The organism is Psychrobacter sp. Pi2-52 (assembly GCF_904846705.1).
GTDB lineage: Bacteria > Pseudomonadota > Gammaproteobacteria > Pseudomonadales > Moraxellaceae > Psychrobacter.
In genome coordinates this window covers 88848-111173 of record NZ_CAJHBS010000008.1, presented here as the reverse complement: position 1 = coordinate 111173, position 22326 = coordinate 88848, and the positions used below count along the sequence as shown (strand labels likewise).

Genomic DNA, 22326 nt, shown 5'->3' with positions numbered 1-22326 from the left:
CCCGAACTCAGAAGTGAAACATCGTAGCGCCAATGGTAGTGTGGTTCGCCCATGTGAGAGTAGGTCATCGTCAGCTCTCTATTCTGAAATATCCCCCGACATTAGCTTGTCGGGGGATTTTCTTTGCGTGCGGTTTGGTGACGGATCTACCTATTTCAGTCTAATGTATTCTAGCAAGCGTATTGCAATATTGATTATAGAAAAACTTGAAGGTATGCTATTTTTTATTAAAAGCGCTTCTAACTTGTAGAAAGCACTGTATTAAAGACAAAGCCGTCATTAGACTAACAAGGAAGTATGCGTGTCAATTTGGTTGCTAGTTCTAATATCATTTTTGCATATTACTATTGGCGGGGCTTTCGCCTTCGGGTTTCTTTTCTATATATGTGCAGAAAATAGCCCAAGCTTAACCAAAGTTGAAAATAATGTTCTCTTTACCTTGTTGATTGGATATGCAGCTTCACTTGTAATCAGTGTTGGAATGGCTGTTTATTTTTACGTATTTACTACTAGCGATTTATATTATTGGTGTTTCGCCATACCGTGGGGACTACTGACTTTACTCTTAGGTTATTGGGCATATATTTTGGCGAAATTTAACGCATTTTGAGGATACTGTTGGCATGTCTGGCCTGATTAATTATTTCTCAAAACAACTCACCTATCTCAGATATCTCTTCAAAATCAAATCCTAACTGTTCATCTTTACGCTGTTTCATTTGTTCTATACGTAGCTTACGTCCTGCGATAAGCCTTAGTACCTCGCGTTGCTGCTCTGTCGTCATATCATGCCATAGTTGGCGCTCAGTTCGACTACGCAGGCAACCAAAGCAGTAACCCTTCTTATTGCTTTGACAAAGACCAATACATGGGTTGGCAATCTTAAACAGCTCAAACTGTTGATTCATGACTCCTCCATAATGACTACCGTCATTCCTTTGACCTGCATGAAATCACTGTACAACCTTATTATGTCGCAAATACTGACTAATAGTGTGCCATTTTATTATTATTATTTCCGTCTAGCGGGTGCTATGCTTAGCTTTGATAGCCTTTATAAGATAATCATAACAAAATTAATAAGTGAGATGATACGTGAACTTGATTTATATCCATGGATTGGACAGTGATGCTAATTCGACCAAAGGGGTGTTGTTAGAAAAATATTGCCAGCTTCATTATCCTGATATTAATGTGCTGCGTCCTGATTTAAATAAAACCCCCGCTCAAGTGTGTGAGCAACTACTGTCTTTGATCGAAGTGCTAAGTAATGGTGAAGATAGAAAATCAGCAGATAAGCAGACTGAGTTATCAAATACAGTATTAATCGGCAGCTCGCTAGGTGGGTATTTTTCCACTTTGATAAGCAATCAGATAGGTTGCCCAGTTTTATTGCTTAACCCTAGTGTCCAGCCCCATATCACCTTACAGCGTTTCTCCAATAAACCTGTATCAAGTCAAGATAACTTAAATGAGTCATCTACTAGCAAAGTCCTGCATACGACAGCGGGTGGCTGGAGTATTACGCCTGCAGATTTACAGTGGTTTGAAGATCATCAGCTTTTATCAGTAAATTATCCCGATAAAGTTGCTGTACTGCTAAAAGAAGGCGACGAGCTGTTAAATTCTGAATTGACTAAAGATTTTTATCAAAGTCAGGGCGCATCGGTAACGGTGCAAATGGGTGGTGATCATCGCTTCAGTGACTTTGATGAGCAGTTGCCGATGGTGATGAATATCTTACAAGATTTATTATAACCTTAAATAGACGACATTATATGACGTAAGCGATGGAGTATTAACGTTAACGTCGCTATTTTTCGTTATAATGGTTTAATAGAATTAAACGCACGCGAACAGTTAAGGATGCATTTGTGAGTCAATATAATGCGCAATCGTTAGAAGTTTTAGAAGGTCTTGAGCCAGTCCGTCGTCGTCCGGGTATGTATACCGACACCACGCGCCCGAATCATTTGGCGCAAGAGGTCATTGATAACTCAGTAGATGAAGCGTTAGCTGGTTATGCTAAAACTATCAAGGTGCAATTGCATAGTGATGGATCGTTGTCTGTCGAAGACGACGGGCGCGGTATGCCAACTGATATCCACCCTGAGTTTGGTCAATCTGGAATTGAACTGATTTTGACCCGCTTGCATGCAGGTGGAAAGTTTTCGACCTCTAATTATGAAGTGTCAGGTGGTCTACATGGCGTGGGTATCTCTGTCGTCAATGCGCTATCAACTCGCGTTGAGGTTACGGTATGGCGTGATAGCACACAATTTGATATGGCATTTGAAAATGGTGCACCAGTTACGCCATTGACTGAAGCAGTCAGCTCAAATAAGCGTAAACGTGGCACTAGAGTACACTTTTGGGCGGATGGTAGTTTCTTTGATACACCTAAACTTAATGTAAAACAGCTCAAGCATAATTTAAAAGCAAAGGCTGTTTTGGCCGCTGGACTGACGATTGAATTCACTGACGATATTAATGATGAAAAGGTCGTTTGGCAGTTTACGGATGGGGTAGTCGAGTATCTAAGCGAACAATTAGATGGTTTGGAAACATTGCCTGAAGCACCGTTTTATTATAATTATGATGCGAAAGCAGGTGAACGAGCGGCTATTACCTTTGCCTTGTCTTGGTTACCTGATGGTGGCACGCCGATTCAAGAAAGCTATGTGAACCTGATTCCCACAGCTCAGGGCGGTACGCACGTCAACGGACTACGCACGGGTATCTTAGAAGCTCTGCGTGAGTTCTGTGATATTCATAATTTGCTACCACGTAGTGTGAAACTAACCGCGGAAGACGTCTGGGATGGGGTGAACTATATCTTGTCTCTGAAGTTCTCTGAGCCGCAGTTTTCTGGACAGACCAAAGAGCGCTTATCTAGTCGCGAAGCGGCGGGCGCTGTACAGACGTTGGCAAAAGATGCCTTTAGCCTATGGTTAAACCAGCATGCGGACATGGGTACGCAAATCGCTGAATTGGCGATTAATAAAGCAGGTCGTCGTCTAAAGTCTGCCAAAAAAGTTGCCCGTAAAAAGATTACTCAGGGACCAGCATTGCCTGGTAAGTTGGCCGATTGCCGTGGTGATTTACGTGATGGTGCTGAGCTGTTCTTAGTAGAGGGTGACTCTGCGGGTGGTAGTGCTAAGCAAGCAAGAGATCGTCATTATCAGGCAATCCTACCTCTGCGCGGCAAAATCCTAAATACATGGGAAGTATCATCAGATACGGTGTTATCAAGTCAAGAGATTCATGATATTGCCATTGCTATCGGTGTCGATCCTGCCTCTGATGATTTGTCCGAGCTACGTTACGACAAGATATGTATCTTAGCGGATGCTGACTCTGATGGACTGCATATTGCGACATTGATTTGCGCACTGTTTGTGAAGCATTTCCCTGCGTTAGTAGATGCGGGTCATTTATTTGTGGCCATGCCGCCATTATATCGAGTAGATGTGGGTAAAGAAGTTCACTATGCATTGGATGAGCCAGAGCTTGCACATATCTTGGCTAACGTACCGGGTAATAAAAAAGCTCAGATTACACGTTTTAAAGGACTTGGTGAAATGAGTGCTGAGCAACTACGTGAGACGACGATGAGCCGTGATACCCGCCGCTTAGTACAGTTAGATATGGACGACATGGTACTGACCAATAGCGTGATGGATATGCTACTGGCTAAGAAGCGTGCTTCTGATCGCAAGTCGTGGCTTGAGAGCAAAGGTGATTTAGCCGATATTTCTTAGGACTTAGCAATGAATCTAAAGAAATATGGGTGCAGAATATTGGGATAGGTCATTACTTATATTTATGGCTAAACGATCTATCACATAATAAAAGCACGCAAAATTTAGCCTAGCCACAAAGGCTTAATGGTATTATGTCAGTACCTTTCATTATATTGTGCTGTCATGATACCGAAGATTTTTAACCGTTCTAAGTCTGTTGTTTCTAAACCTGCGCGTTCCAAAGTACTCCCAAAACTTAGCAAAAAGCATTTGGGAGACAAGGTTCCAAAGCGTGGCAACAAGTTTGCGCCTGTTATTGCATCCGCGCTATTAAAGGCGTCAGGTTGGCGTACGGTAGGCGAGATTCCAAATATCTCACAAGCTGTAGTGCTTGCTCTACCCCATACTTCTAATGTGGATGGTATTTATGCGATTCCAAGTCTGTTTGCATTAGACATTAAAATCAGCATTATGGGCAAGCACACGCTATTTAAAGTGCCTGTGTTTGCACAGTTATTAAATTGGATAGGGGTCATTCCTATCGATCGTGGTAACAAAGGCTCTGTGCTGCAAGCCAGTATAGATAAGTTCAAAACTGGTGAACCATTATTTTTGGGATTATCGCCAGAGGGTACACGGCAATATACTGAGTCGTGGAAGACAGGTTTTTATTATTTAGCAGTGGGCGCTGGTGTACCGATTTTGCCAGTAGCGATGGATTACAATACTAAAGAAATACGGTTTATGTCGCTGGTTTATCCTACAGGTGATATTGAAGCGGATTTACCAAAAATATATTCTCAGTATAAAGGGGTGCTACCAAGACACCTTGCGCGCTTGTCGCAGCCACTACAAGACATCAATAATGCAGCTGAATAAGCCAAATGGTATAAATAATAGTTCAATTAGTTAAGTCAACAGAACTGGTTGTATTGCGGGTACGCAGGGTAACAGCTACCTACAACTAAGTTCTGATAATTGATGTTGAAAAAGCCCCTGATATGATGATATCGAGGGCTTTTTTTTTGAGTAATATGTTTGAATATTTATCAGTGTGAAAAACTAAAACTGTGGCTGTCCGTTAGAGGCACTAACACCGCCGTCGACAGGTAGGTTAACACCAGTAATCATGGAGGCGTCATCACTTGCTAAGAAGGTAATGGCAGCGGCGATATCCTCTGGGGTTGCCAAACGTCCAAGCGGACAGCGAGCTAAGAACTTATCCGTTTTAGACTCATTATCTTGGATAGCCGTAGTCATATCAGTTTTGGTGATGCTTGGATTAACCGCGTTGACGCGAACACCATCTGAACCATGATCTAATGCCAATGTACGGGTTAAATTGGTTACACCCGCTTTAGCGGCATTGTAAGCAGCCATGTTCCAGTCTCCACCCACACCTGAGAGCGATGAAATATTGACGATGTTGCCCTTTGATGCAATCAAATGAGGCATAGCAGCTTGAGAGACGTAAAAAGTCCCGTTTAGATTCACATCGATAGCAGATCGCCAATCATCAGCAGATAGTTCTGTAATTTTACCTTGGGTTGCTTTGCCAGCATTGTTGACCAAGATATCAATTTTGCCAAATTTGTCGATAGCGCGCTCAACCATCTCTTGTACTTGGCTTTGGACACTGATATCGCATGTAATAATGAGATAATTGTCAGTATGAATCCAAGTACGATCTTGCGGCAACTCTTTTGCAGTTTCTTCTAATGTTGCTGCCGTACGTCCTACTAGAACCACGCTAGCGCCTTCCTCGGCAAAGCGAATAGCAGTCGCACGGCCAATACCAGAACCTGCACCCGTTACAACGACGGTCTTTTCTTTAAAACGCTTCATAATGTTTAATCCTTATTATTATATAATAGTCATTAAAGTTTCGATGATTAAAAATTCAACGACTATGGTTTCGATAAATACAACTAAGTACAGTTCGTCATCCATAAACTTGCACGCAAGCAATACTGCTTTGATATCATCATAACAAGTGATCGCTTTGAAAGCGACTGTCTCTGATAGTGCTTATGTAGCATAATTTTGCATCATTCAGATATTTGTAATACGCGATAATGATGTTGTTATTATTACGAGCTAGCATGTGCGATATTCACCATACGATAATAGAAGGTTGGAACTTGTGTCCCATTCGATTACTACTATGCCCGACTGGGGCTATCTGACGACTGAGCTAGTCAGTTATTTACAAGCAGATGCTATGGCTGTTACTCTAGCAGGTATGCATACGATTGAGCATGAATACAATGCTCAGTACATCGCTCGTCACTACCAATATCAGCTACCACTTGGCAAGCTACAGCTGTTGGAGCTGACACTGTATCTACCCTATGATACAGAGTCAGTTGATATTGAGGCTGTACGCATGACTGCGGTCAAGTCAGCACTTACATGGTACAAGTCATTATCGTCTCAAGATGGAGATAATACTTCAGTTGGTTATGAAGCTATGATTTTTGACATTCAGCTTATCGGAGGAAGTAGCAGTCTTAATCAAGATGATAACGATGACAGTGCAAATAATTCAAACAGTGCTCTACAGCGACTTAAACACAATTTTGGGGTTCGTTACTTTTTAGAAGACTTAGTTGTCGACATGAGCGAAAGCATGCAGCAGCTACAAGTCTTTAGCTGGGATGACTGGTACTCGATCGCAGCAGCGGTACGAACCCCGTGTGAGTTGTGGCGTTTCTTAGCTTATCATTTAGAACAGCTTCAACAGTCGGCTGTAAAGCATCTTCCAAGTTTTGAATCGGAAGATGCTTTGGTTGAGCGCTTCTTGCAAAGCCCAGATTTGTTTGTCCCTGCCATCGTAGTTGACAATGCGCTCATCAAAAATGAAGTACAAGACGAACCTAACTCAGCACTGGTTGCCATTACGCTTGCCTACAAGAACCAAAGTTCAACTGCTCAGATGTACCATCAGCATATGATACAAGCAGCCACGATATGGTCTCAGCTAAGTATGCAGATGATAGATACGTATGGTAAAAAGCACATAACTAACAGTGACGAACAGACAGAAACACCGCTAGCTCACTGGCAACAACAACTGCTAGATGAGTCTTTGTTTTCACGTCACGAGCTTATCCGTACGCTATATAGACACCCTAAACAAAGCGCAGCGCTGCAAAAAGATGGCTACGTCGTACATCAACATTCTTATGAAAGTTTGGGACGACATTATGTACTGGTGTTTTATGGTCACGAGTCTAAAGGGCCTAATAGCAAAGCCGCTGTCCAACCAAAGCTAGCGAAGATCGCACAGGACGTTGCCACACGTTTGCCAATTATTGAGCTACATCATGTAGTCGTGCTTGGTATCGACTTTATCACTGAGAATAATGAGAATTTTTTCGATATTGATTTGTGGATGCAGCCAGTTGATGCGATGACTCAAAGGGAGCGCCAACTTACTAAGCAATTGCAGAAACTAAAACAACAAGAGTTAGATAAACAAAATACGCCAACCGCTAGTAGCGTGAAAGATGGTAAACCTACAAAGGCGCAAAAAGAAAAATTACCTCAAGTACAGATGAGCTTAACGATTCCAGCACGAAAAGATAAATAGTAGATAGACGTAGTTAGCTTTCTACCCGTTTATTAATAAGAAGAACCACAGATTTATTAATTACTTACTGACATAAAAAAGACAGCCTCGGCTGTCTTTTTCGTATCTAAACTAAACAATCAAAAGTACTTACTTATTGATATCGTCATTAAGACCGCTACCAGGAAGTACGTCATCACTGTTGTAGATGTCATTAGTATCAACACGTGGTGTATCAACTACGTCTGTACGTAAATCAGTGGTAGGTGTGCTAGCAGCAGATGGCGTGTTTTCACGAACTGAATCAGCAACCTTTTCTTGAGTTGATGAACTTGGCTGTAGCGCAGATTTTGCTTTCGCTTCAGTGCGTTCATGGTCCATCTTGTCCTGCATTTTACGCAGGAAGCGAGCTGCAGCTTCTTGACCACCAAGACCAAATGATAGGGCAAAGGCAACGGCTACCGCGCCTAGTGTCAGACCAAATGCTAGGTTAACGATTGAATCGGCAATACCCATCGCTTTTAGACCCATTGCTAATACTAGGCCCATGATTAATACACGTACGATGTTTGCTAGGAATTGTGAACCTTGCTCAGAACGTTCAACCACACCTGCAATGATATTGGCAAGCCAGAATCCGATAAACAGGATAATTGCGCCTAGGATGATGTTTGCACCGAATGCGATAAACATCGTAATAATAGCTGAGATAGGCTCGAAACCTAACAAGTCAGCAGCTGCAATAGCGGCAAATAGCATAGCGAAGAAGATAATCGCATAACCAACTAGGTCAGAGATTTTCTTATCACCCATGGTTTCTTGTAGACCAACTTTCGCAGGTAATTGATTGATTTGAGTGTTTTCAATCAAACCTTTGATGATGTTGGCAACCATACGTACAACATAGAAAGTTACTACTAGGATAGCGACTGCCATAAAGATATTTGGCAAGGCTTCCATGATTTTGTTAAGCATATTGGTCGCAGGGCGAGCAATTACTTCGATTTTTAGTGCATTTAGAGCAGCAATAATGGTTGGAATAATAACCACAAGAAATGCTAATGAACCTGCAATATTAGGTAAGCTGTTTTGCTCACTTAAACCTGCTTTTGACGCCAATTCTTGTACATTAAAAGTAGAAACAAGATTGGTGACGATGCCGCGTACGACTTTGGCAATAATATAACCAACAACGAAGACTACACCAGCAATCAAGATGTTAGGGATAAAGCTAAAGATTTTGTCGACCATATTAGTCAGTGGGGCGAACAAACCATCAAGCTCTAATTGACCAAGTACCATGGTCAACACAACCAATAAGATGAACCAGTAAACCATATCAGCAATCGTACTGCTCATTGGTTTTACACCAGCTTGTGCACTTAAACGCTCATCCATAGAGGTTTTCGCGAGTGCAGCGTTGATCGCTGTGCGTGCGACAGTAGCCACGACCCAACCGATCACACCAAGTGCGATAGCGCCGATAAGATTAGGGATAAATGCCAATACTTGATTAACCATATTTGCGAATGGTGCTGAGATAGAGTTTAAGTTTAATTGGCTAAGTGCGCCTGAGATAGCAATGATGAAAATAAACCAGAAAACAATTTTGGAGATGATACCTTCAAGGTCGTAGGTCTTACCAGTTGAAGAGTTCATACGCTGATTGAGATTAACTTTAGAGAGTACGCCGCGTACCAGTGCTGCGATACCAAGGGCTACTAGCCAACCAATAACGAATATCAAAATAGCACCAATGATGGAGCCGATAGGTCCACCAAGATAGCCGTTAAAAGATGTGTACATTGGGTTCATCTTATCCTCCTTGAAGCATCTTATATAACTCGCCAAAAACAATGTTCATACAGCGATTAGTGAGCAAGACATACAGATGGTTGTCATAAATAGTGTTTTTAGAATCAGTTATATAGAGATATTATCGTTTTTGAGCATAAATTATTATCAGCAGTATCTCTTATTTATATTACAGTGACTTCGCTATCGTTATCTGCTTATTTTTGATAAAAACTAACGCTCGGTTACTTATCTCCTTAACTAAATCAGCTTAGCTGATGTATTGATGGATTTAAAGACAGAAAGCTTTACCTGTTACTATATTTGTGTGATAACTTGTTATTATGATAGAAGATATTAACATAGACTATACATTGGCCCGATAATTTCGTGCAAAGCGTAGTTCCCAAAACTAAGATTTGTTATTATAGAGGAATGTGACATCTCGCCACTATTCTTACAATTAGAGAGTACTTTATGAAAAAAATCACTACTTTAGGCGTTAGTGCACTTGCTAGCGCTATGTTGTTAGTAACAGGCTGTAGCACCAACAATGGCAATCAAGAAACAGCCGCTCAAAGCGTTTCCATTACTGAACAAAGCTCAGCTAGTGAAAAAGTAGGTTATAGCTTAGGTTTCATGATGGCAGAAGGCAATAAAGACGCTGTCAAAGATCTAGACCTAAATACTTTTGAAAAAGGCTTCCGTGATGGCTACGAAGGCAATGAATCAGCATTGACCCAAGAGCAAATGCAACAAGTATTGATGGACTATCAAAAAGAGCAAGAAGAGCAGTTTGTTAAAGACATGGAAACCAAAGCGACAGAAAATAAAGCCGCTGGTACTGCGTTCTTAGCAGAAAACGCTAAAAAAGAAGGCGTGAAGCAGACAGAGTCTGGTTTACAGTATAAAGTTATCAAAGCAGGTACTGGTAAATCGCCAAAAGCAACTGACGTGGTTGAAGTAAACTACGAAGGTAAATTGCTTGATGGTACGGTATTTGACAGCTCTTATGAGCGCGGTGAGCCAATCGAATTCCCACTAAACCAAGTAATCGCTGGCTGGACTGAAGGTCTACAGTTGATGAAAGAAGGCGGAAAATACGAGTTCTATATCCCATCAGACATCGCGTATGGTGAAGCGGGTAACGCTGGTATTGAGCCTAACAGCACGCTTATCTTTACTGTTGAGCTATTAAAAGTAAAATAAGTATCTAAAGCAAAATTATTAGTTTAGGTACTTAGCCTACAAAAAAGCCTTCATATAATTATGAAGGCTTTTTTACGACTAATATTTTACCTCAGATTGATATCGAGCTTACAAAGCCGATATCAAGTTGGTGATAAATCATAGATTTTTTTGAAAGACTTTAGAGTTACGGCCATTATGGTATTTCTCTAAACGTGCTTCAGGTAAAGCGCTGGCTTCAACCTCAGCAAAGCCTTGCTCGACGAACCAATGGGCAGTACGAGTGGTCAAAACAAATAACTTGTACAAGCCATGGCTACGCGCTTGCTGTTCTAGAAACGCTAACAAATCTGCGCCGCGGCTACCACTACGATACTCAGGACGTACGGCAACACAGGCAACTTCCGCTGACTCTGAATCTAGCGTATGCAATGCTGCACAGCCCAAAATCATACCATCGCGCTCAATCACACTATAGTTATCAATCTCTTGCTCTAAGCGCTCGCGTGAACGACTGACCAAGATGCCTTGCTCTTCTAGAGGTGACAGTAGCTCAATAAGTCCGACTACGTCATCGATATTGGCACGGCGAATTTCTTCATAAGGGTCGTGGCTAATCAGCGTGCCAGAACCATCACGTGTGAATAGCTCTTCTAGTAATGCGCCGTTTTTGGCATACGAGATAATATGCGTGCGATGCACACCTTGACGACAGGCCAAGCTTGCACAGTTCAAGAAATAATTGATTTCGCAATTTAGATCACGATCACGTAAGAAACGATCAACTTCATTAGGAATCATTTCACGTAATAAACGATCGTCGTCGTTGATACCCGCTTCTTCGCCTAAGAATATAAGCTTGTCAGCACCCAGTGCTACAGCAGCGCTTAGGGCCACATCTTCCGCCAATAAGTTAAATACTTCGCCAGTCGCAGAGTAGCCCATCGAGCCTAATACAACGATATGGTCATGAAGTAGATTATTTTTGATGGCTTCTACATCGATAGAACGCACTTCACCCGTCATTTGGTAATCAATACCTTCACGGATACCGTATGGGCGCGCTGTCACGAAATTACCTGAAATCGCATCGATACGCGAACCATACATCGGAGAATTGGCCAGCCCCATGGATAGCTGAGCTTCAATCTGTAAACGAATAGCACCAACGGCTTGTAAGATAGATGGCATCGCTGCACGTGGCGTAATACGGATGTCTTGATGTAGCGGAGATTCGATATTAGCGTCTTTTAAGTTCTTCTCGATTTGCGGTCGTGCCCCGTGTACCAGTACTAGCTTGATACCCAAGCTATGCAACAAGGCAAAATCATGAATAAGTGTGCTGAAGTTCGCATGATTGACCGCTTCACCACCAAACATGATCACGAAAGTTTTGCCGCGATGGGTATTAATGTAGGGTGCAGAGTTACGGAACCAATGGACGTATTCAGGGTTGATCTGGGGCATGGAGCTAGTAGTCATAATGGGAGCAGTAGTCGTTAGAATAAGAAAAGGGGCGCAGCAAAAAAATGCCTAACGCTAAAGATTTACCATAGCAAAAAACGCGGTTATGAGCTATCTTTTATTTCAGCTGTATTCAAGCATTCTGATTGCCAATCGCTGATATACACAACCTCAACACTGGGTTAATGTACGCACAAATGCTTTTTGTTATGCTAAGCGCTATTGCTTTACAGATGCTGAGCGAAGATAATCAGGTTAGATAAGTAAGTTCGTGTGTTTCATAGATTGCATGAACTATTTCACAGCGATATCTTATGTACATCGTAATGCTTTTTATCTGTTGAACAAATTATAAAAATAACTTAAGTTGCACCATCTGTGTTTTACCGATATATCAACCAGGGATAATGAAAATCATGAAAAAAAGTAACCAGTTTGCTAGCCCGTTCAGTGCTTGGAGCGGCCACCGCTTATTTCACGTTGTTGCCGGTACGCTCATCGGTGCAATGGTAGTCACACAAGCCTCAGCGATGCTGCCAACACCAGAGCAAGCGGTTGATAGCTCAATGGCTATTCAGACAAATGCTAACAAGAGCAACAACTCAAGTGCTCAAGCCGTTAACAGCAGAATTACAGCGTCGTTGGTCAGCGTTGATGCCAATGGTCAAGAAGTACTCGTCCCTGTAGATACCAATACTCGTTTGCAGTCAGGCAATGTATTGGAATATCAAGGATACTTTACCAATACTAATGCAGATCGCGTCCGTAAAATGACCGTTACGATGAGCATCCCAGAGCAGGTAGAGCTGCTGAAGACAGTTGCTCCTGAATTTCCGTACGGCAGTGTAGATGGCAATAACTTTGCTCGTATGCCACTACGTACCAAAGTAGATAATCAGCTACAAGATGTCGCGCTTAAATACTATAAAGCGGTACGTTGGGACCTAGAAGGCGTAGGTCTAAATGATACTGTCGCTGTAAAATATCGTGCGCGCGTTAAATAGTTCTGAATTTTTGGATTAGAATTTAGCTAGTATTGATGTAGTTAGCACTAAAAACTATCCATTTAGTATTGAAAGCTATCAATAAAAAAGCACCACAGTTTATAGCTGCGGTGCTTTTTTACTGTATGTCAGGACGTTTGATAATTTTGCTGATAAGTAAGTAAAAATACTGAGCTACAGCGTGGCATATTTGCTATTAGATTTCTCTTGGATAAGTTGTTTAATTACATTGATTTGCGGCGTTGTAGCTTGAGCACCTGCTTGTATCAGACTGCGTCGCTGACTAGTATCTATTGAACTGTTACGACCGATATTAGGAGTAATAACAATATCCGCTCGATTCCGCTCACTTTGAATTGATGCGGAGCGCTTAGCAGGCAGCTTGGTAGCTAGAATATTGGTTTCGAGAAATCCCCAAAAGTCACTCAATGAGTTCATAGTCGGTATTTGATTATTAGTACTACCACTGCCTTGAGCTCCCGTTACATCTACAGCAATGACAATATCCGCACCCAAGTCATAGGCGCTATCTACGGGTACTAAGCTGACCACACCGCCATCGACATATTTTTTACCGACCTTTTCAGGAATGCGCGGGGCAATAAAAATATTGGGCACGCTACAGGACGCTTGTACGGCAAGCCCAGCATCGCCAGTGGTAAAGATCGCTTTCTTCAGAGTGTGTTTTTCTGCTGCGATTGCCGCAAAAGCAATGGGGAAATCCTCTATGGCTCGCGCATTCACTTTGCTATTGATAAAGTTTTTTAACTTGATACCTTCGATAAAACCTTGATTGGACAAGGTAAAGTCTGTGAGCTGGCTATCTGTAGTGGTCAGTGCCAATTGCTCAAGCTGTGCCGGCGTATAACCACTGGCGTATAAGCTACCAATCAAGCTACCCACACTCGTCCCGACTACCAATGTTGGTTTGATACCGTTTTCTTCTAGCGCCTTAATGACGCCCACATGGGCAAATCCTTTTGCACCGCCACCACCCAATACCAGTGCGACAGTAGGAGTCTTAATAACAGGCTCTGGCGTTGCAGGAATAGTCGATGGCAATGTGCTACACGCACTAATATAAAAACCGAGAAATGGTATTAAGCTCAACCTCAGTAGTTTTAGATTATGACGAATTAGGTTGTGACGAAACTGACGAGGCAAAATAGAAATAAGCATAGAAAAACACCTTACGAAATTGCCAGAACTCAAAAAATAAGCCATCAGTTATTGGTATGATGAGGAGAAGCAGTTTATCTATAGTAGATGGGCTGTATAGATGCTATTTTACTAAATAGCCTAGCATAAGCAATTGTATTGTCAGCTATAATGAAATAAGTCGAATTTTTTATACGTACTATCGTTATGGCTATTCTGTGGTACAAGTCATCATGTGCAACCTATTAAAAATACTCGATTTAGCATACAAAAATTAAAAATAATATTGTTAGGATCTTTAATGCCAATATCGGAGAGTCATGCCTCAGCCAACTCATTAGATCACTTTAGATCTGACATGCCGCTGTCAGCACTAGATATGCCAGTGTCTGCGCTAGCAGGTGTGGGGGTAAAAGTGGCAGAGCAGTTGGCGCAATTGAATATCAAGCGGATATTCGATTTGCTATTACATTTGCCTCGTGATTATGAGGATCGTAGTCGACTGGTATCAATCTCAGATGTAGAGCATGGACAGTCAGCGCTAATTACTGGTCATATCGTCCATGTCGATACCAAGCGCAGTGGGATGACTGTGACGGTGGACGATGATACGGGTACAATATCGTTACGGTTTTTTAAGGTCTATCGTGGTCTGGTACAGACTATGAATTTGGGAACACGTTTACAGCTGTTTGGTGAAGTCAAAGTCAGCCGCTACGGTAAGCAGATACATCACCCTGAATATCAAGTTATCACTGACAATACAGTCATGACCGATATGGGATTGCAGCCTATTTATCCTAGTGTCAAAGGTTTACATCAAAACAAACTGCGCACTTTAATTAAACTGGCATTGCAAACGGTTCGGAGCCAAGGTCTGCCTATGACATTGTTTACGGCTGAAGATTTTGCAGTTGTATCCGATTTGCCATTAGTGCCTTTTGAGCCATCTAAATCAACAGTATCAGAGGCCGAATATACCGAAGATATTTTCTCAACGTTAGCACGCAGCGTGCCTGACAATGTGACTAGCAATGCGATTGGCAATAGCGTATACAAACCTAATCCTTCTACCTATCAGGCAGATAATGATATACATAACGTCGCTGCCAGTATTGCTCAGCATAATGTCTATAATTTAACGATATTTGAAGCATTGGTACTGCTGCATACGCCGCCTACTTATACCAACGCGTCTCAGCAATACAAACTATTCACTCAACTCAGTGCTCGTACGCATGCTGCTTGCCAGCGCTTGATTATTGAAGAATTGACTGCGCATCAACTCAGTTTGCTATATCGTCGCCAACAGCTACATCAGCATAAAGCACCCAAATGCACTACCAATAGTCCTCTTGCTGATAAGCTGTTTTCTGCATTGCCTTTTGATTTAACGGGTGCGCAAAAAAGAGTGATGAAAGACATCACTGCGGATATGGCGACCTCAATTCCGATGCTACGACTGGTACAGGGAGATGTGGGTGCTGGCAAGACGTTGGTGGCAGCAGGGGCGGCAGGCTATGCGCTCGATAGTGGCTGGCAGGTCGCGGTAATGGCACCGACTGAGATTTTGGCAGAGCAGCATCTACTGAATTTTAAGCAATGGTTTGAGCCATTGGGCATTGGTGTCGGTTGGCTTGCCGGTAAGCAAACGGTCAAACAGCGCCGTGAAGCTTTGGAAGCGGTTGCAGAAAATACCGTGCAAGTGGTCGTTGGTACTCATGCACTGTTTCAGGAGCAAGTTCAGTTCGCTAAATTAGGCTTGGTTATCATTGATGAGCAGCATCGATTCGGTGTTGAGCAGCGCATGGCATTGACCAATAAAGGCGTCGCTAATAGCACCCCGCACCAGCTAATCATGACTGCAACACCGATTCCAAGAACCTTAGCAATGAGTGTCTATGGCGATATGGATACCTCAATCATTGATGAGTTGCCACCGGGGCGTACCCCAATTACGACAGTAACCATCGATCGCAATCGACGCGATGAAGTCATAGAACGTATTGCGATTAATTGCGAAGCGGGCAGGCAAGCGTATTGGGTATGCTCACTGGTAGAGGCATCTAGCGTCTTGGATGCGCAGGCAGCCGAAGCTACTTATGAGGACTTAAATGAACGTCTAGATATTCGTATTGGACTGGTACATGGCAAGATGAAGTCCGCCGATAAGCAAGCCATTATGCAGGAGTTCAAAGCAGGTAATTTGGACTTGCTGATTGCGACGACTGTCATCGAGGTAGGCGTCGATGTACCCAATGCGTCGCTCATGGTTATCGAAAATGCAGAGCGTTTGGGGCTATCGCAATTGCATCAGCTGCGCGGGCGAGTCGGACGTGGCTCGACCAAAAGCTTCTGTGTACTGTTATATCAAAAGCCGCTATCGGAGACAGGTACTGAGCGACTAAATGTCCTACGTGATAGTACCGATGGATTTGTCATTGCTCAAAAAGACTTAGAGCTACGTGGGCCAGGAGAGCTGTTAGGCAAACGTCAAACGGGTAACGTTGGCTACTATCTAGCCGATCTGATCCGTGATGAGCAATTATTTGCCATTGCTCAGCGATTAGCGAAGCATTTGATAGCAGACCCTGCGCGAAAAGCAGATGTCAGCCAATTGATTCATCGCTGGATGCCTGAAGCAAGTCGCTATACCAATGCCTAGCGTTTAGTACCCAGTGTCTAGTAATCAGTGCTTAGTGTGTAGTACCGGTATTGGCAAATAGGTTCATTGCGTCATCGAACCTAGCTCTGGATATAATCAAACAGTATAGCCGCAAGGTTAAAATTATTTATAGACAACACTCCATCCATAGTCAGCCGTTGAATACATCAGAGATTCAGCGATTGACTACATGCGCTCTTATTTCTTTAAATTGGTCGATATGCCTTGAACATTGCACAGATATTCGGTCTAAGTTTCAATTAAATTTATGAACGCTAGACCCTATATATAAAAATAAGATGATGGCTAAATATATGCTATTCTCGATAGTTTGATGAACTATTATAATAATAAACAGTGCTTTAGAGAACATCGTAATACTCTCTGTAAGTAACGCTCATAGCCCTATATCAGGCTATCCAAACATTGCTTCGATTGCGTGTCACTTTTTATTATTGCTGTGACTGATTGATATTTTTAGTCATTCTATATCGAGTATTTTAATATTGACTGTACCTACAGAGAGTTATCATGAGCGATTTTGAAGAAACCCATTCTAAGCCGTCAGCTGAATCAGAGTTGCCGCCATATCGTCAAACTGACACTGTATCTAAAAGGCCATCTGCAAAACCACCAATATGGTTGTGGCCCGTATTGGCAGCCGTACTAGTGATTGGGGTGCTGCTTGGCAAGTATTGGAGCAATGATAGTAATGCAGCTACGGATGAGTCAGCAACTGCTAATTCTGTCGCAAACGATCAGGCAACTGGTAGCGATGCCAGTATTGAGCAATCGGTACTCTCAGTAGAAACAGTCAGTCCAAGCCAAGATGATATCGGTAGCACGCTCAGTGCCGATGGAACCATCAATGCTAAGGATACTGCGAACGTCAGTGCAAAAGTCAATGGTGTGGCTATCGAGCGTATTTTGGTCGAAGAAGGCGACCGCGTCAGAGCAGGTCAAGTTTTAGCTGTGTTCGATACTGATGCCATGGAGCAGCAAGTGCTACAGGCGCAAGCAGATGTCGCAGAAGCGGAAGCCACTCTTGCCAATGCTAGCGCTGATGCTGCACGTGTGTTGCCATTGATCGATATCGATGCCATCAGCAAACAAGAAGCCGATCGTTACCGTACTTCGGAAGTCCGTGCCAGAGCTTCTTTGCAAGCATCCAAAGCTCGTTTGAGCAATCAGCGTTTGACATTAGAGAACGCAAAAGTCGTCGCTCCTGTCAGCGGTATTATCAGTGAAAAAATGGTAGAAGTTGGGCAGGTGACAGGCGGGGATCCGCTATTTACGATTATCAAAGGCGGGGTTTTGGAATGGCGAGCAGATATAGATCCTAAGCTTATCGGTGATATAAACGTCGGTACGCCTGTACAAGTCAGTCTTCCGGGTGGTGATACAGTGATGGGGCAAGTAAATCGCATCGCGCCCACCGCAGACAACAACCGTCAAATTACGATTTATGCCAGCCTAGCTGCCAACTCAAAGATACGTGCAGGCATGTACCAAACAGGTGAGTTCCTATTAGGAAGTACCAGCACACAAACGATTCCTAATAGCGCCGTGGTCAGTAATGATGGTTATGATTATGTGATGCTCGTTACTGAATCGACTACTCGAGACGATCGATCAATGGGACGTATCAAGCAGCAGCGAGTGACGTTGGGTGAGCGACTGGGCGAAAGCGTAGCAGTGTTAGAGCCTTTGCCAAGTGACAGTCGTATCGTAAAGCAGGGCGGCAGCTTCTTAAATGATGGTGACCTAGTACGTGTTGTTGATGGCGTATCTCAAACCAGTAAGCCAGTGCAGGCACAGCCATGAGCTTAAACGTCTCCGCTTATTCGATAAAGAACCCGCTCGTTGCTATCTTGCTATTTGTGCTGCTGACGTTGGGCGGCATTTACGGTTTCATGAAAATGAAAGTCCAGCAGTTTCCGGATATAGACTTGCCAGCGGTGGTAGTCACGGTGACGCTACCGGGTGCTGCGCCTTCACAGCTCGAAAACGATATCGCCAAAAAGATTGAAAATAAACTGACCAGTATCGAAGGCGTGAGTCATATTCGCACCACGCTACAGACGGGTGCGGCGACCATTGCCACTGAATTTACTTTAGAAAAAGACATTCAAGAAGCGGTAGACGATGTACGGTCAGCAGTCGGCGAAGTACGTGGTGATCTACCAGCTGCCGCCAACGATCCTATTATTACCAAAGTATCTACTGCTGGATTTCCAGTAGTTACGTACTCTGTCGCTGCTGAAAATATGAGTGTGGAAGATCTATCGTGGTTTGTCGATGATACCGTTACCAAACGGCTATCTGACATACCAGGCGTTAGTACCGTGAGTCGTGTTGGTGGGCTACAGCGTGAGATTACAGTTGCTGCCGACCCGATTGCATTAAGTGGTCTGAAGTTTTCTATTTCGCAATTATCGCAGCAAATCGCTGGTATCCAGCAAGACAGCTCTGGCGGGGAGGCGGAAGTTGGCAATACGACTCAGACCATCCGTGTTCTCGGTGCCGTTGAGCGAGCAAATGAGCTAAACGATTTGCAAGTGGCTGTCCCTACAGGAGGCACACAAGCTTTAGGTCGGATGGCAGAAATCACTGACGGCGCAGCAGATCCAAGCTCGATTGCCAAGCTAGACGGTCAAACCGTAGTGGCATTTAACATCACTCGCTCGCGCGGTGCCAGTGAGGTCGACGTGATGGAGCTGGTCGATGAAGAGCTTGCCAAGCTGACTGCTGATGTCGGTAATATCAGTATTGAAAAAGTCTATGACCGAGCCACACCCATTGCAGAAGATTATGAAGCCTCGTTAAGAATGCTCACCGAAGGTGGGCTGTTGGCTGTAGTGGTAGTCTTCCTGTTTTTGCGCAATATACGCGCGACTATCGTTGCCGCGGTCGCTTTGCCATTATCAGTCATTCCAACCTTTTTAGGTATGTATCTGTTTGGCTTTAGTCTGAATATCATCTCACTACTGGCATTATCATTAGTCATTGGGGTGCTGGTCGATGATGCAATCGTTGAAGTAGAAAACATCATACGTCATCTACGCATGGGTAAGACGCCTTATGAAGCGGCGATGGAAGCCGCTGATGAAATCGGTCTGGCCGTTGTCGCGACTACTTTTACTTTGATTGCGGTGTTTTTACCAACAGCCTTTATGGGCGGTATCGTTGGACAGTTTTTCCGTCAGTTTGGTTGGACAGCTGCCTTATCAATTTTTGCCTCGCTAATGGTGGCGCGCCTGATTACCCCTATGATGGCAGCTTATATCTTACGACCTGAGAAAAAGCACGTCGAAAAACAAAGCGCGATGATGAAGTACTATCTTAAGATTGTGTCTTGGACTCTACATCATCGCTGGCTAACCATGGGTGCAACGCTTGTTTTATTTGTGGCATCGCTAGCTCTGATTAAGCTGTTACCCACGTCATTTATCCCTGATAATGATATCGATCAAACTCGAGTGGCTATTGAGCTGACACCTGACGTGTCGTTGGCAGATACTGAGCGCGTGGCGGCGCTAGCGAGTGCTCGTATTTTGGCCATGCCTGAGGTGACCAACATCTTTACCTCAGTGGGAGAGGCGCAGGCGTCGATGGGTGCGTCAGATGGTGGCGGCGGTAAGGCTGAAAACATCGCGGGCTTGGATATCGTGCTTGCTCCGCGTGCAGAACGAGGCACTAAGCAAGAGATAGAGCGCAAAATTAGTAAGCTAATGACAGAAGTGCCAGGAGCACGGTTTACAGTCGGGCTATCGAGTGGTGGTGAAAGTGGCTATAACTTTTCATTAACCAGTACTAACCCGCAATTGCTTGAACAAACTGCACAAAAAATCATGTCTGAGATTCGGGGGCTACCAAGTGCAGGCGCTGTAACCAGTGATCGCAGTCTACCACGCCAAGAGCTAACGGTAACGCCAGATAGATTGGCAATGGCTGACAAAGGGGTGACCACGCAAGATATCGCTACGACTCTACGTGTGGCGACCGTAGGCGACTATGAACAGCAATTGTCCAAGCTTAATCTTGATACGCGCCAAGTACCAATCGTCGTACGTCTACCTGACGTGGCTAAGCAGAATGTTAGCCAGCTAGAAGGTTTGTACGTGCCGAGTACTATGCCTGCCGGTCAAGGCGTGCGCGTCGGTGAGGTAGCTACGCTAGACTTTGGCACTGGACCTGCGCAGATTAGTAGACTGGATCGAGAGCGTGCTATTAGTATCACGGTACAACCTGCGAGTGGCGAGCTTGGCGATTTGGTACAAGCGGTCAAAGCAGTGCCGACCATGCAGCAACTGCCGCCTTCGATTACCATCATCGATCAAGGTCAAGCCGAAAACATGGCAGACCTCTTTAGTGGCTTTATCATTGCGATGTCCGTCGGTGTGGTTTGTATTTTAGGCGTGCTGATTCTACTATTTGGTCGTTTGTTGCAGCCTTTTACCATTCTAATGGCGCTCCCTCTATCGATCGGTGGGGCGTTTGTTGGCTTGGTTATTACCAGTAGCAGCTTATCGATGCCTTCGATGATTGGCTTTATTATGCTCATGGGTATTGCGACCAAAAACTCTATTCTATTGGTCGATTATGCGTTGATTGCCCAGCGCCGAGGGCTGGCGCGCTTTGAAGCCATTATGGATGCCTGTCGTAAGCGTGCGCGGCCTATCATCATGACGACCATTGCGATGGGTGCAGGTATGTTGCCTCTAGTATTTGGTTGGGGCGATGCAGATCCTACTTTTAGGCGACCGATGGCAGCAGCGGTACTGGGTGGTCTGGTAACCTCTACGCTATTGAGCTTGGTTGTCATTCCTGTCGTCTATACCTTGATGGATGATTTATCTGGATGGTTTGCTAAATGGCTGGCTCCACATGGTAAGCCTAGTGACTTCTAATAGTCACTTCTCATAGAGAGCCGAATAGCTAACCAAATAGTTAGCTAAGACATGACACAATAGTAGCAATGTGGAAAATGCTGAATGATTAACACGCTGTCAATTAGGTCATATACTCGTCAAACTAGAGGACATTCTCATGACTTTCATCAGCTTGTTTTGCCTTTGCGAGGGGCAATCAATATTGAAGTTGGAAGCTATACTGGAAAAGTTATCCCAAGCGAATGTGTTGTCGTCAAGGTAAATGAAAAGCACTATTTCAGCGCTGAGGAGAATGCAAAGTTTATCGTTGTGGATACAGATCTATTGCCAGAAAATGTGCTTCATTCATCACAAATTGTCTTTTCTATAAGTGCGCCATTGTTGGCATTTTTGGCGTTTTCAGAAAGTCAGTTAAGGTATCAAATCAATCCTGAAGTTGAGAGACTGATGTTTGATACCTTTTATAAACTCCTAGAACAACAAAATCTATTTGTGCAATATGATGCTCGAATTAGAGAAGTCGTCGCATATATCCACCACAATTTTTCTAAAAACCTTTCTGTCGAAGTATTGGCGGCTATCTCTTGTCTCAGTGCCACACAGTTTAAAAAGAACTTCAAATCGCAAACAAACCAAACCGTCACTGAGTACATCACAAAGATCAGAATGCAAAAGGCGCAAGCTTTGTTACTACATACTGATTCACCTATCGCTATCATAGCCGAACTGGTTGGTTATACGGATGTTAGTGCTTTTAGCCGCCGCTTTTCTAAATATTTTGGTATTGCCCCTTCCAAATTAAAACACGTCTAACCAGACATACAAACCGTCTAATCTGCAAAAATTC

Annotated in this window: 15 protein-coding genes; 10 read left to right on the top strand and 5 right to left on the bottom strand. The window is 43.6% G+C overall.

Going from position 1 to position 22326, the window contains the following annotated elements; translation table 11 throughout:
- Nucleotides 1–647: 647 nt before the first annotated feature.
- Nucleotides 648–908: a DUF1289 domain-containing protein gene (locus tag JMY00_RS06580; RefSeq protein ID WP_201579550.1), complete on the bottom strand. Its 261-nt coding sequence runs from the start codon at nucleotides 906–908 to the stop codon at nucleotides 648–650.
- A 187-nt stretch (nucleotides 909–1095) separates the two neighbouring features.
- Between JMY00_RS06580 and JMY00_RS06575 the strand changes: the two genes are divergently transcribed.
- The 3 genes from JMY00_RS06575 (at nucleotide 1096) to JMY00_RS06565 (ending at nucleotide 4622) form a co-directional block, all read left to right on the top strand.
- A complete protein-coding gene (locus JMY00_RS06575; protein WP_201579549.1) occupies nucleotides 1096–1758 on the top strand; it encodes a YqiA/YcfP family alpha/beta fold hydrolase in 663 nt (220 codons plus the stop codon).
- Between the two features lie 116 nt (nucleotides 1759–1874).
- Nucleotides 1875–3761, top strand: a complete 1887-nt coding sequence (parE, locus tag JMY00_RS06570) for a DNA topoisomerase IV subunit B (protein ID WP_201579548.1) — start codon at nucleotides 1875–1877, stop codon at nucleotides 3759–3761.
- 165 nt (nucleotides 3762–3926) lie between these two features.
- Complete coding sequence (locus JMY00_RS06565; protein ID WP_240990673.1) at nucleotides 3927–4622, top strand: lysophospholipid acyltransferase family protein; 696 nt, start codon at nucleotides 3927–3929, stop codon at nucleotides 4620–4622.
- Nucleotides 4623–4805: 183 nt separating this feature from the next.
- Here the strand turns inward: JMY00_RS06565 and JMY00_RS06560 are convergent, their stop codons facing one another.
- Nucleotides 4806–5588, bottom strand: a complete 783-nt coding sequence (locus JMY00_RS06560) for an SDR family oxidoreductase (RefSeq protein WP_201579546.1) — start codon at nucleotides 5586–5588, stop codon at nucleotides 4806–4808.
- Between the two features lie 298 nt (nucleotides 5589–5886).
- On the opposite strand from JMY00_RS06560, the gene JMY00_RS06555 reads away from it, so the two are divergent.
- Complete coding sequence (locus JMY00_RS06555) at nucleotides 5887–7335, top strand: hypothetical protein (protein ID WP_201579545.1); 1449 nt, start codon at nucleotides 5887–5889, stop codon at nucleotides 7333–7335.
- A gap of 129 nt (nucleotides 7336–7464) precedes the next feature.
- Here JMY00_RS06555 and JMY00_RS06550 read toward each other — a convergent pair whose 3' ends face one another.
- On the bottom strand, nucleotides 7465–9129 hold the full coding sequence (locus JMY00_RS06550; protein WP_057762135.1) for a mechanosensitive ion channel: 1665 nt from the start codon (nucleotides 9127–9129) through the stop codon (nucleotides 7465–7467).
- Nucleotides 9130–9585: 456 nt separating this feature from the next.
- Between JMY00_RS06550 and JMY00_RS06545 the strand changes: the two genes are divergently transcribed.
- Entirely contained in the window at nucleotides 9586–10317 is a 732-nt protein-coding gene (locus JMY00_RS06545; RefSeq protein ID WP_057762133.1) for an FKBP-type peptidyl-prolyl cis-trans isomerase, read from the top strand.
- 138 nt (nucleotides 10318–10455) lie between these two features.
- Here JMY00_RS06545 and argA read toward each other — a convergent pair whose 3' ends face one another.
- A complete protein-coding gene (gene argA / locus JMY00_RS06540) occupies nucleotides 10456–11778 on the bottom strand; it encodes an amino-acid N-acetyltransferase (protein WP_057762129.1) in 1323 nt (440 codons plus the stop codon).
- A gap of 398 nt (nucleotides 11779–12176) precedes the next feature.
- On the opposite strand from argA, the gene JMY00_RS06535 reads away from it, so the two are divergent.
- The gene (locus JMY00_RS06535; protein WP_101205996.1) at nucleotides 12177–12764 is read left to right on the top strand and encodes a hypothetical protein; all 588 of its coding nucleotides are present in this window, start codon (nucleotides 12177–12179) and stop codon (nucleotides 12762–12764) included.
- Between the two features lie 174 nt (nucleotides 12765–12938).
- Here the strand turns inward: JMY00_RS06535 and JMY00_RS06530 are convergent, their stop codons facing one another.
- Nucleotides 12939–13943: a patatin-like phospholipase family protein gene (locus JMY00_RS06530; RefSeq protein WP_201579544.1), complete on the bottom strand. Its 1005-nt coding sequence runs from the start codon at nucleotides 13941–13943 to the stop codon at nucleotides 12939–12941.
- Between the two features lie 280 nt (nucleotides 13944–14223).
- Here JMY00_RS06530 and recG point away from each other — a divergent pair, with 280 nt between their 5' ends.
- The 4 genes from recG (at nucleotide 14224) to JMY00_RS06510 (ending at nucleotide 22292) form a co-directional block, all read left to right on the top strand.
- A complete protein-coding gene (gene recG / locus JMY00_RS06525) occupies nucleotides 14224–16587 on the top strand; it encodes an ATP-dependent DNA helicase RecG (protein ID WP_201579543.1) in 2364 nt (787 codons plus the stop codon).
- Between the two features lie 531 nt (nucleotides 16588–17118).
- The gene (locus tag JMY00_RS06520) at nucleotides 17119–18411 is read left to right on the top strand and encodes an efflux RND transporter periplasmic adaptor subunit (RefSeq protein ID WP_201579542.1); all 1293 of its coding nucleotides are present in this window, start codon (nucleotides 17119–17121) and stop codon (nucleotides 18409–18411) included.
- Nucleotides 18408–21497, top strand: a complete 3090-nt coding sequence (locus tag JMY00_RS06515) for an efflux RND transporter permease subunit (RefSeq protein ID WP_201579541.1) — start codon at nucleotides 18408–18410, stop codon at nucleotides 21495–21497. The genes JMY00_RS06520 and JMY00_RS06515 overlap by 4 nt, the downstream gene beginning before the upstream one ends.
- Nucleotides 21498–21581: 84 nt before the next feature.
- Nucleotides 21582–22292 (top strand): AraC family transcriptional regulator, encoded by a 711-nt coding sequence (locus tag JMY00_RS06510; protein ID WP_201579540.1) that lies wholly within the window; start codon nucleotides 21582–21584, stop codon nucleotides 22290–22292.
- The last annotated feature ends 34 nt before the right edge of the window (nucleotides 22293–22326 follow it).

Excerpts from the sequence above, each read along its gene's own strand:
- JMY00_RS06580 (WP_201579550.1), bottom strand. The coding sequence starts at position 908 with ATGAATCAACAGTTTGAGCTGTTTAAGATTGCCAACCCATGTATTGGT.
- JMY00_RS06565 (WP_240990673.1), top strand. The coding sequence starts at position 3,927 with ATGATACCGAAGATTTTTAACCGTTCTAAGTCTGTTGTTTCTAAACCT.
- JMY00_RS06560 (WP_201579546.1), bottom strand. The coding sequence starts at position 5,588 with ATGAAGCGTTTTAAAGAAAAGACCGTCGTTGTAACGGGTGCAGGTTCT.
- JMY00_RS06550 (WP_057762135.1), bottom strand. The coding sequence starts at position 9,129 with ATGAACCCAATGTACACATCTTTTAACGGCTATCTTGGTGGACCTATC.
- JMY00_RS06545 (WP_057762133.1), top strand. The coding sequence starts at position 9,586 with ATGAAAAAAATCACTACTTTAGGCGTTAGTGCACTTGCTAGCGCTATG.
- argA (WP_057762129.1), bottom strand. The coding sequence starts at position 11,778 with ATGACTACTAGCTCCATGCCCCAGATCAACCCTGAATACGTCCATTGG.
- JMY00_RS06535 (WP_101205996.1), top strand. The coding sequence starts at position 12,177 with ATGAAAAAAAGTAACCAGTTTGCTAGCCCGTTCAGTGCTTGGAGCGGC.
- JMY00_RS06530 (WP_201579544.1), bottom strand. The coding sequence starts at position 13,943 with ATGCTTATTTCTATTTTGCCTCGTCAGTTTCGTCACAACCTAATTCGT.
- recG (WP_201579543.1), top strand. The coding sequence starts at position 14,224 with ATGCCAATATCGGAGAGTCATGCCTCAGCCAACTCATTAGATCACTTT.
- JMY00_RS06520 (WP_201579542.1), top strand. The coding sequence starts at position 17,119 with ATGAGCGATTTTGAAGAAACCCATTCTAAGCCGTCAGCTGAATCAGAG.
- JMY00_RS06515 (WP_201579541.1), top strand. The coding sequence starts at position 18,408 with ATGAGCTTAAACGTCTCCGCTTATTCGATAAAGAACCCGCTCGTTGCT.
- JMY00_RS06510 (WP_201579540.1), top strand. The coding sequence starts at position 21,582 with ATGATTAACACGCTGTCAATTAGGTCATATACTCGTCAAACTAGAGGA.